The sequence below is a fragment of the Anaerophaga thermohalophila str. Valhall genome (assembly GCF_000250735.1).
GTDB lineage: Bacteria > Bacteroidota > Bacteroidia > Bacteroidales > Marinilabiliaceae > Anaerophaga > Anaerophaga thermohalophila_A.
Genome location: NZ_AHZV01000001.1, coordinates 1 through 11,333, shown reverse-complemented (window position 1 = coordinate 11,333; position 11,333 = coordinate 1). Strand labels below are relative to the sequence as shown.

The window sequence follows — 11,333 nt, the reverse complement described above, 5'->3', positions numbered from 1 at the left end:
TTAAAATCGCTGCCGATCTGTTGGCACAAAACAAAAGAACCATTTCGGAAATTATTTATATGGTCGGATTCTCCAGTCCTTCCTATTTTTCACGTTGCTTCAAAGAACAATACAATTGCACCCCTTCAGAGTATGTGCAGCTTTATTCAACGATTGAGAACGGAGGGAAAAATGGTGAAAACACATAGGCATTAATTGTGCACTAATTAGTGCTCGTCTATAAACTCGCAAAAATTTCTACTATATGTGTGTCTGTTCAGAAAGTGTCATTTACAAGGCTTGCGAAGTCCGAAGATACGGAGTTTACTCATCGTAAATGAGTAATTTTGGATGAGCGTAACACAGCAAATGGTACTTTATGGACAGACACTAATTATAATCCCCCAAAAGGCTTAATAGAGTATTGTGATAAAAAGTATCCATATTTTTCCTCAAAAGTATAGATACTTTTCTTCGAAAGTATGGATACTTTTGCTCGAAAGTATTCATACTTTTTAGAATAATTCGATGTCATAGAAAATGTTGGCATTGTGATTGGCGATTAGCCTCGTCTATTTACCCGTATAAAATTTATTGATTTAGGTCAAATGGAATTCGTCCCAAGTAATCGGGGCTCGATTCTTTCAATGTTGTGAGACTTTGTTAATTTTTGTTTTCCTACTTAATTTGCTGGTATATATTTCTTTAAGCTGTTTTATTAAATTCCGTCATCAAAAAAGTTTCAGCTTTTTTCAAATAAATTATAACATAAGTGAATTTGTTATAGCATATATCGGTTTTCTGAAATCTCTCCTCTTAAGCTCATCTTAATTTTGACACTGGTTAAAGTTTGTAAACAAAAACTTGGGAAATGATTCAATAGGAACATCCAAAGGAAACCAGTTTAGAAAATTAAAAAATTGAAGTTTACGAAGTAAAAATCGAATCTTTTGTTGAAAAAGAAATACGGGTTTTATACATAATGTAACCTTTTGTAACAGAGATGTGAAGATTTTCCTCATATAGCCAAATCAAGTTATTTAAAAAACTCTTAAAACATTATTTGTATGAAAGAATTCAGATTATTCCCTGAAAAATCTGTAAAAAGTTTCAGGGACCATTTTCGAATGGGGCCATTTTTATTATTGATTGTGCTTTTGTCTTTATCGGGCACAACAATTTCTTATGCAAACATTCCTCAAACAGTAACTACGGTTAGCGGTACTGTTACTGATGAGCTTGGAGATCCGATTCCCGGCGTCAATATTCTGATAAAGGGAACAACAAGAGGAACTATTACCGATGTTGAAGGCAAATATTCGCTTGATGTTCCCGAAATTGACAATCCCGTTTTGGTTTTCTCTTTTATTGGTTATGAAAGTCGTGAGATTGAATTAGGATCAGAATCTATTATTAATGTTGTAATGCAGCCAAGCACCGCTTCTTTAGAAGAAGTTGTGGTGGTTGGTTTCGGAACCCAGAAAAAAATCAATGTTACAGGATCAGTGGCAACTGCTTCTTCTGAAGATTTGGAAGAGCGTCCTGTTTCAAATGCGGTTCAGGCATTGCAAGGTGTAATTCCCGGACTCAATATTTATAATAGTGGGGTTGGAGGAGAACTTGATGCAACCAAAACTATTAATATCAGGGGAACCGGGACTATTGGTGAAGGTTCAAAAGGAGACCCTCTTGTGCTCATAGATGGGATGGAAGGCGATATAAATACCATCAATCCACAGGATATTGAAAGTATCTCTGTATTAAAAGATGCTGCAGCTTCATCGATTTATGGTTCAAGAGCTCCTTTTGGTGTTGTTCTGATTACAACAAAGAGTGGAAAAGAAGGAAAAACAGTTATTAATTACAATAACAACTTCCGCTTTAAAACACCTGTTATGATGCCTGACATGCAAAGTTCGTGGGAGTTTGTAAACTTTTTCGACGATGCTAATTTCAATGTATCAAACTCGCATTTATACAGCGAGGATTATAAACAATTAGTGAAAAGTTATTACGATGGAGAACTAGACCCTAACGATGTTGCTTATGTTGGCAGTGGTGGGAAATGGAACTATGACTATACTTATGCCAATGTCGACTGGCTGGATGAATATTATAAGGATTGGTCGCCTTCGCAGGAGCATAATTTCAGTATAAGTGGAGGAAATTCTGATTTTACCTATTATCTGTCTACTAATTATATGACCGAGGATGGTTTTATGAGATATGGCACAGAGAATTACGATCGCTATTCGTTAACAGGAAAAATCTCAGCTCAGCTCACCCACATCCTGAAAATTGACTATTCCAGTCGCTTTATTCGTACCGAATATGCCCGTCCTACAAATATGAATGAAGGCTTTTATGATCATATTCTGCGAAGGGCAAGGCCAATCAGGGCCATAAAAGATCCCAACGGCTATTATATGGCCGACATCAACTACATCCTGACTATGTCGGAAGGGGGCCGGCACAAAGAACAAAATGACGATTTGTATCAACAGGCAAAAGTGACTCTATCCCCACTCAAGGACTGGGATATTATTGGTGAAATGAATGTAAGAACCGGCAATGACTGGACACATTGGGATCAGAAAAGGGTATATTCTCATTATGCAGATAATCCTGAAAACACTTATAAGGCCCTCACCAGTCCGAATAACGACCAGGTTTATGAATATTCCTATAAATCTACTTTCCTGAATCCAAATATTTATACAAATTATTCAAAACAGGTTGGTAGTCATAACTTTGCGGGGATGCTTGGGTTTCAGTACGAGCAGATGAAATACCGTGATATGAATGCTCAACGTACGGATATGATTACTACTGATTTGCCGGTTTTGAATTTGACCACTAATAATGATAATATGTCTATCAATGGTCAATATCAGGAGTGGAGAACTGCAGGATTTTTCGGAAGGTTAAACTACGATTTGAATGAGAAATACCTTGCCGAATTCAATTTAAGATATGATGGAACATCCAGATTCAGGGCTGAAAAAAGATGGTCATGGGCTCCATCTGCTTCTTTAGGTTGGAATGTAGCACGTGAGAATTTCTGGGGTAATATGGAAGATATAATTGGTACTTTTAAGCTACGGGCTTCTTATGGTGAACTGTCTAACCAAAATACAGATAATTGGTATCCTACTTATCAAACTTTGCCTACAGGTGCTGCTGACGGGCAATGGATTATAAATGGTGTAAAACCTAATACGGCGGGTGTTCCGGGGCTGATCTCGTCAACGCTAACCTGGGAGAAAATTCAAACAACCAACATCGGTGTTGACTATGGAGCTTTTAGCAATCGTCTTACAGGTTCATTTGACTATTTTGTAAGAAAAACAACCGATATGGTTGGCCCGGGAGTTGAGCTTCCGGCTATTCTTGGTACTGCTGTTCCAAAGACCAACAATACTGATCTTAAAACAATGGGTTGGGAACTTGAAATGTCATGGAGAGACAGAAAAGGGGAATTTCGCTATGGCGCCCGGATTAATATTGCCGATTCCAGAACAAAAATACTGCGCTATGGGAACCCAACCGGGAGTTTAAGCAGGTATGTTGAGGAAACCTTTACTGGCAATATTTACGGATATACCACTGTAGGAATTGCTAAAACTGATGAGGAGATGGAACAGCATCTTGAGTCGCTTCCGGAGGGAGGCCAGGATGCTATCGGTAGCAACTGGGCTGCTGGAGATATTATGTATGCAGATATTAACGGTGATGGCCGGGTGGATAATGGCGAGTATACGATTCACGACATGGGTGACCTTAAAAAAATCGGAAACAGTACACCCAGATATCTAACAGGAATAACTCTTGACGCAGCCTGGAAAGGTTTCGACATGCAAATGTTCTGGCAGGGAGTTCTAAAGCGTGATTTTGATCCAGGCGAGAACAGTATGGTATTCTGGGGGGCTACCGGAAGCGGACAGTGGTGGTCTACTGCTTTTACTGAGCATCTTGATTATTTTCGTGACGATCCCGATCATCCTCTGGGGTTGAATACTGATTCTTATTACCCTCGTCCTTTGTTTAATAACAAAAACCATAAGACTCAAACCAAATATTTGCAGGATGCATCTTATATGCGTCTGAAAAATCTTCAGATTGGATACACCTTTCCTGAAGTTTTTGTTAACAGGCTTTCTTTACAAAATCTCCGTATCTATGTTTCTGGCGAAAACCTGTTGACAATTACCAATCTGTCGGAAACAATGGACCCCGAAACAGCCGGCATTGGTAAACAGGGGGGAACTGTTTATCCGCTTTCAACCGTTTATAGTTTTGGTTTAAGTGTGAACTTTTAAAAAAAACAATACAATGAGAAGATTAAAATATATTTCAACAAAAATTACACTTGCATTAGGAATAGGTACTCTTATTTTGGCAAGCTGTGATGATCAGCTGGATGTAACACCACCATCAGATGTTACGCCTGAAAAATATTTATGGGAAGAGTCGCACCTGGCTGCTTATACTATTAAATATTACGCAGATTATACCTGGTATAATGAGGGAAGTGATGATAAAGGAGGAATGATTCCAAGCCATTATGGGAGTGGTGGCGAATCATTCTATTTTAATGATCTGGCTACAGATAATGCAACGACAAGAGGCTCGAATAATCGGTATGTTCCCGGTTTATGGACGGTTCCCGCAACAGGAGGAAAATGGAATTTTTCAAATATTTACGCGCTAAATTATTATCTGGAAACCGTTGTCCCCAGGTATGAGGATGGTGAAATTAATGGAAACTCAGCTAACGTTGAGCATTACATTGGTGAAGGCTATTTTTTGAGAGCACATGAGTATTTTTATCGCTTAAGAAAGTTGGGTGATTTTCCAATTGTTACAAAAACGTTACCCGATGATCAGGAAGTGCTTACTGAGGCCTCCCAGCGCCGTCCACGTAATGAGGTGGCACGTTTTATTCTGGAAGATTTGGACAAAGCGATTGATTTGCTATCTAACAGTCCTGAAGGAGGTAAGGTTAGAATTACCCGCAATGCAGCACTGTTGTTAAAAGCACGTGTTGCTTTGTTCGAAGCGACCTGGCTTAAATACCATGCAGGAACTCCTCTCGTTCCAAACGGTCCCGGCTGGCCGGGTGCCGATAAGGAGTATAACAACGGTTATACTTTTCCGAGTGGAAGTTTGCAGGGAGAGATTGATTTTTTCCTGGATGAAGCGATGGAGGCCTCTTCCGAAATTGCTGATGCGATACCTTTGGTGAGTAATAATCAGGTTATTCAGGAAAGTGCTTCTCAACCGGTCAATGATTATTATAATATGTTTGCTACCCCCGATCCTTCTGCTTATCCGGAAGTTCTGATGTTCAGACAATACAGTGTTGACCAGGGAAGGGCACACAGCTATAATCACTATATTTATTATGGTGCTCAAAAAGGTTATACTCACCAGATGGAACAATCCTTTCTTATGGCCAATGGCCTACCTGTTTATGATCCTGCCAGCGGGTACTCCGGAGATGACTATATTCAGGATACAAAAGTTGACAGAGATAGTCGGTGGCGTTTGTTCATGAAAGCACCCGGAGAAGTTAAAGCCTTTGAGAACATTGAAAATCCTGAGACTTTCGAAACAGCACCAATGGTATATAGTTCAGATGGAAAATACTCTACTTCAACCGGTTATATGCTTGGAAAAGGATATGCCCTTGACTATGATATGCAAATTCTCGGACAGGATATTACTGCGCCTGTAATATTCAGGGCTGCCGAGGCATATTTGATCTATATGGAAGCCAGTTATGAAAAGAATGGCTACATTGATGCAAAAGCAGATCAATATTGGCGGGCAATTCGTACCAGAGCCGGAGTAAATGAAGATTATACAGCTACTATCAGCCATACTGTAATGAGCGAAGAAGCCAAAAATGACTGGGGAGCATATTCCCAAGGTCAGCTTGTTGATGAAACGCTCTATAATATTCGCCGTGAGCGTCGTAGCGAATTGGTCGGTGAAGGTCAACGCTACAATGACTTATTGCGCTGGAGAGCCATGGATCAACTTGACGGCTTTCAGATTGAGGGTTGTAAGATTTGGGGGCCAATGCGAAATGATTATGAGGAAGGTATATTATTGGCAGATCAACCAGATGAAAAGGACAATACTGTTTCTTCTCCTACTCTCAGTGATTATTTACGACCTTATCAGATTGTCCAGACCAATAATAATTTTTATGATGGTCTGTACTTTACTGAAGCCCATTACCTGGAGCCAATAGCTGTTCAGCATTTTCTTATTTCATCTGAAGATGGTCAGACTATCTCAACTTCACCAATTTATCAGAACCCTGGATGGCCAACAGTTGCGGGACAAGGTGCTGAATATTAATCCCTGATTCAAATAATGGGAGGTGCCCAAAAATGCATTTTGTGCCTTTTGGGCGCCTTTTTTTCTTGTTTCTGGAAATAAATGATATTGTAATGATAAATCATATAAGAAAAAAAATATTATTCCCGATTTTTATTTGGATACTTGTTCTTTGCTTTTCCGGGTGTTTTAATAATAAAGAAAAAACTTTGAATCATCAGAGTTTTCACCCCGGTAAAATCTGGTACGACACCGATAGTGTCCACATCAATGCTCACGGTGGTGGAATTCTTTCCCATAACGGCATTTATTATTGGTTTGGAGAGCATAAAACAGCCGGTGAAGGTGGTAACACTGCTTTTGTGGGAATCCGGTGTTATTCATCGAAAGATTTATACAACTGGAAGAATGAAGGGGTTGCTCTTGCTGCTGTTGATGATACCGATTCTGAAATTGTGAAAGGTTCAGTGATGGAAAGACCCAAGGTCATTTACAATGATTCAACGAAAAAGTTTGTTATGTGGTTTCACCTCGAACTGAAAGGGCAGGGGTATAGTGCAGCAAGAACGGGAGTGGCTGTGAGCGAGAATGTTACCGGTCCTTATGCATATCTTGGTTCGCACAGACCAAATAAAAAAGACTGGCCTGTGCATGCAGATAACGAAATGAAGACCACAAAGTTTGATAATGACTTAAAATGGTGGACGCCCGAATGGCGTGAAGCAGTGGAAAAAGGACTTTTTGTGAAGCGGGATTTTGAAGTTGGTCAGATGTCAAGAGATATGACGTTGTTTGTTGATAACGACGGAACAGCTTATCACATCCATTCATCAGAAGAAAATCTGACATTGCACATTTCAGAGCTAAACAGTGAGTATACCGGTTTTACAGGAAAATGGAAGAGAATTTTGCCTGGTGGACACAATGAAGCACCGGCCATGTTCAAACGACGTGGTAAGTATTATCTAATTGCGTCGGGGTGTACCGGATGGAAGCCCAATGCTGCCCGTTCTTTTGTGGCAGAGTCGGTTTGGGGCCCCTGGAAAACTTTGGGTAATCCCTGTGTGGGTGAAGATGCGGAGTTAACATTTCATTCACAAAGTACTTTTGTATTACCTATTCAGGAAAAAGAGGATGCGTATATTTTTATGGCCGACAGGTGGCGACCGGATAATCCGATTAACGGACGTTATGTTTGGCTTCCCATAGCTTTTGATGGAGAAAAACCGGTTATCAGCTGGAAGGATGAATGGGACTTATCGGTGTTTGATGAAAAATAATAGCTATATTCGATTACATTTAATTAGTGAGTGTCCATAAACACGCATAGATTTTTACAATTTGTGTGTCTGTTCAGAAAGTGCCGGTTGCAAGGCTTGCGAAGCCCGAAAATACGGAGTTTACTTTTCGTAAATGAGTATTTTGGCGGCGAGCGTAACACAGCAAATGGTACTTTAGGGACAGACACTAATTAATGCGTGTCTATAAAGTAGGAAAAATTTCCTACTTATCATGTGTCTGTTCAGAAAGTGTCATTTACAAGGCTTGCGAAGTCCGAAAATACGGAGTTTACTCATCGTAAATGAGTAATTTTCGGACGAGCGTAACGCTGTAAATGGCACTTTATGGACAGACACTAAAATTATCGTCATTCCGGATGCAGGAATTTTACGATACATCTTATATTCAGGAATCCGATGATCTGTTGTTTTACACGCAATAAAAAGAATTAGTAACATGAGAAAAACATTCCTCACTTTCGTTGCATTTTGTTTGGTAGTTTCTGCATACGCCAATGAAAATCTTCATCCGTTAATTACTAATGTTCCAAACCGTACGGCAAAATCGCTTAACGGCCAGTGGGATTACATTATCGACCGGTATGAGGTTGGATATTACGACTATCGACTTCAGCCAGGTAAATGGGGCTTTTTTAAAGATCAGAAACCGAAGAGTGAATCTGATCTCGTGGAGTACAGCTTCGAGAAATCGAAAAAGATGTTTATTCCCGGCGATTGGAATACTGCCGATCAGGAACTGAAGTACTATGAGGGAACGGTGTGGTTTCGAAAAACTTTTGATTTCAGTCCGGAAGAGAATGAACGCTATTTTCTCTATTTTGGTGCAGTTAACTATGAGGCTTTGGTTTATCTGAACGGTGAATACATTGGTTCGCATAAAGGCGGATTTACGCCGTTCAATTTTGAAGTAACCGGAAAGCTGAAAAACGGTCATAATTTTGTGGTGGTTAAGGTTGACAACACCAGGCATAAAGATGAGGTTCCAACCGTTAATACAGATTGGTGGAATTATGGTGGAATAACCCGTGATGTCCTGATTTTGAAAGAATCGGAAACGTTTGTCCGCGATTTCTCTGTTTTTCTTTCCGATGGAAAATACAACGAAATTTCAGGTTGGGTGCAGTTGGACGGCACCAACCTTCAAACGCCGGTAAAAGTATCTATTCCCGAACTCGAAGAAGAGGTGACCATTAACCCGGATGAAGAAGGGAAAGGGACTTTTTCGTTGAAAGCCAAACCGGATTTGTGGTCGCCCCAAAATCCCAAGCTTTATGAGATTTCAATATCAGTGGCCGGAAATTCTATGAGAGAACAGGTTGCTTTTCGTCACGTAGAAGCAGTGGGAAACCGCATTCATCTGAATGGAGACCCGGTATTTCTCCGTGGTATATGTATTCATGAGGAAGCTCCCTTCAGAGCCGGACGTTTCAATAGTCCGGCTGAGGCGCACACGCTCCTTTCCTGGGCAAAAGAGATGAATGCCAATTTCGTAAGGTTAGCTCATTATCCTCACAACGAATACATGGTGCGTGAGGCAGAAAAAATGGGTATACTCGTTTGGAGTGAGATTCCGGTTTACTGGACCATCAGTTTCACCAACGAATCAACCTTGCAAAATGCTCAGAATCAGTTGGAAGAAATGATTACCCGTGATAAGAACCGGGGAGCCGTCATAATTTGGTCACTGGCCAATGAAACACCGGTAAGCGATGTCCGTAACCGGTTTCTGACCAAATTGGTTCAGCATGCCAGGAAATTAGATGATTCCAGGCTCATCAGCATGGCTATGGAAAAGGAATATCACGATGCTTTCACGCCCGCTATCAATGATCCGCTCATGGACATTGTCGATGTAGTAAGTTTTAATACCTATATTGGCTGGTACGACGGACTTCCCGAAAAATGTGCCAAAATGAACTGGAAACTTCCGAATGATAAACCGGTGGTGATTAGTGAATTTGGTGCCGGAGCTCTTCAGGGATATCATGGAACTAAAAATCAGCGGTGGACTGAGGAATATCAGGAAGAATTGTACATCCAAAGTGTCGCTATGTTTGATAAAATGGACCTTGCAGGAACAGCCCCCTGGATTTTGATGGATTTTATGTCGCCACGAAGGGTGCTCCCCGAAATTCAGGACGGATGGAATCGCAAAGGCTTGATTTCCGATCAGGGAATAAAGAAAAAGGCATTTTTTATCATGAAAGAGTGGTACAAGAAAAAACGGTAGGAAGGTAGAAAGGCAAGGGGCGAAGAGCAAGGGGCACGGAGTAGAGAGAATAGGACTGAGTCGTTCTGGTAGTTGTTGTTCCTGAAAATGGCGGTAGGGTAGAAGGGGAAAAGATTTAAGCATTAACCTGGCGGAAGAAAAAGAACCATGAGTCTGGTCTAAAAAGCATCTCTATTGCCCAACTTATTGTTGTTTTAAATTATTTCATCATCATTAACAACGAGTTAACTCCGGTACAAAAATTAAAAACGCTTTTATTTTTATAAAAATATCTTTTTGTATACCATACTCAACCACATAAATTAAAACACGAACACATGAGATTTTTTCAAGTAAGTTTGACGGCATTACTGATTTTTTTGCTTCCATCATGCCATGGCAACAAAAAGAGTGGGTTACCCAATCCACAAGATGTCAGATCATTGATTGTAAAAGTAAACGACCACTGGCAACAATCTCATCCCGAACATGGTCGTGCTTTTTGGGATAATGCGGCTTATCATACAGGTAACATTGAAGCGTATAAAGTGACAGGGCTTGATCGTTATTTGAACTATTCCCGTGAATGGGCTGAACATAACAGATGGATGGGTGCCGGATCTTTCAACCCTGAAAATTGGAAGTACAGCTACGGCGAATCGGATGAATATGTGTTGTTCGGCGACTGGCAAATTTGTTTTCAGACATACATTGATCTTTATAATCTGGTCGGGGATCCCGATGAAAAGATGGTAGCCAGGGCCAAAGAGGTTATGCAGTATCAGATGTCAACCGATACGGTTGATTACTGGTGGTGGGCCGATGGTCTTTACATGGTTATGCCGGTGATGACAAAGTTGTATAAACTTACGGGCGAGGAGCAATATCTCGACAAGTTATTCGAATACTACAGTTATGCCAAAAGCATCATGTACGATGACGAAACAGGTTTGTTTTTCCGTGATGCCAGGTATGTTTTTCCCAAACATAAGTCATTGAATGGCAAAAAAGATTTTTGGGCCCGTGGAGACGGGTGGGTATTTGCCGGTTTGGCCAAAGTGTTACAGGACATGCCTCCGGATCATCAACACTACAGCTCTTTTTTAGAGGATTTTAAACGCATGGCCAATACGCTAAAGGATGTTCAGCAGCCCGACGGATACTGGACCCGCAGTATACTGGATCCCGAACATTCTCCGGGGCCGGAAACCAGCGGTACAGCTTTCTTTACATACGGTTTTCTGTGGGGCATCAACAATGATATCCTGGAAGAAGAAACCTACCTGCCAACAGTAAAGAAATCATGGAATTACCTTGTGAATACAGCTCTTCAGAAAGATGGCAGTATCGGTTATGTTCAGCCTGTCGGGGAGCGGGCAATTCCCGGTCAGGTGGTGGATCAGAATTCAACCTCTAATTTTGGAACCGGGGCCTTCCTGCTGGCGGCATCTGAAATGTACAGGTTGTTAACAGAATAAATAGTGTCTGTCCATAAA

At 40.8% G+C, this 11,333-nt stretch carries 6 protein-coding genes; all 6 read left to right on the top strand.

The genetic code is table 11. The annotated features are described in order from the left end of the window. The coding region (locus tag OQ5_RS19795; protein ID WP_044107100.1) for a helix-turn-helix domain-containing protein at nt 1-188 on the top strand (188 nt) is incomplete at its 5' end. An 858-nt stretch (nt 189-1,046) separates the two neighbouring features. Next, nucleotides 1,047-4,298, top strand: coding sequence for a SusC/RagA family TonB-linked outer membrane protein (locus OQ5_RS0100025; protein WP_016775527.1), 3,252 nt, complete (start codon nt 1,047-1,049; stop codon nt 4,296-4,298). A gap of 13 nt (nt 4,299-4,311) precedes the next feature. After that, complete coding sequence (locus tag OQ5_RS0100020) at nt 4,312-6,348, top strand: RagB/SusD family nutrient uptake outer membrane protein (protein WP_016775526.1); 2,037 nt, start codon at nt 4,312-4,314, stop codon at nt 6,346-6,348. Nucleotides 6,349-6,536: 188 nt separating this feature from the next. Further along, on the top strand, nt 6,537-7,607 hold the full coding sequence (locus tag OQ5_RS0100015; protein WP_255297319.1) for a glycoside hydrolase family 43 protein: 1,071 nt from the start codon (nt 6,537-6,539) through the stop codon (nt 7,605-7,607). 457 nt (nt 7,608-8,064) lie between these two features. Beyond that, nucleotides 8,065-9,858 carry a glycoside hydrolase family 2 protein gene (locus OQ5_RS0100010; RefSeq protein ID WP_016775524.1) on the top strand — a complete coding sequence of 598 codons (1,794 nt, stop codon included), beginning with the start codon at nt 8,065-8,067 and terminating at the stop codon, nt 9,856-9,858. A 317-nt stretch (nt 9,859-10,175) separates the two neighbouring features. Continuing rightward, on the top strand, nt 10,176-11,315 hold the full coding sequence (locus OQ5_RS0100005) for a glycoside hydrolase family 88/105 protein (RefSeq protein ID WP_016775523.1): 1,140 nt from the start codon (nt 10,176-10,178) through the stop codon (nt 11,313-11,315). Nucleotides 11,316-11,333 lie beyond the last annotated feature (18 nt).

Excerpts from the sequence above, each read along its gene's own strand:
- OQ5_RS0100020 (WP_016775526.1), top strand. The coding sequence starts at position 4,312 with ATGAGAAGATTAAAATATATTTCAACAAAAATTACACTTGCATTAGGA.
- OQ5_RS0100010 (WP_016775524.1), top strand. The coding sequence starts at position 8,065 with ATGAGAAAAACATTCCTCACTTTCGTTGCATTTTGTTTGGTAGTTTCT.
- OQ5_RS0100005 (WP_016775523.1), top strand. The coding sequence starts at position 10,176 with ATGAGATTTTTTCAAGTAAGTTTGACGGCATTACTGATTTTTTTGCTT.
- OQ5_RS0100025 (WP_016775527.1), top strand. The coding sequence starts at position 1,047 with ATGAAAGAATTCAGATTATTCCCTGAAAAATCTGTAAAAAGTTTCAGG.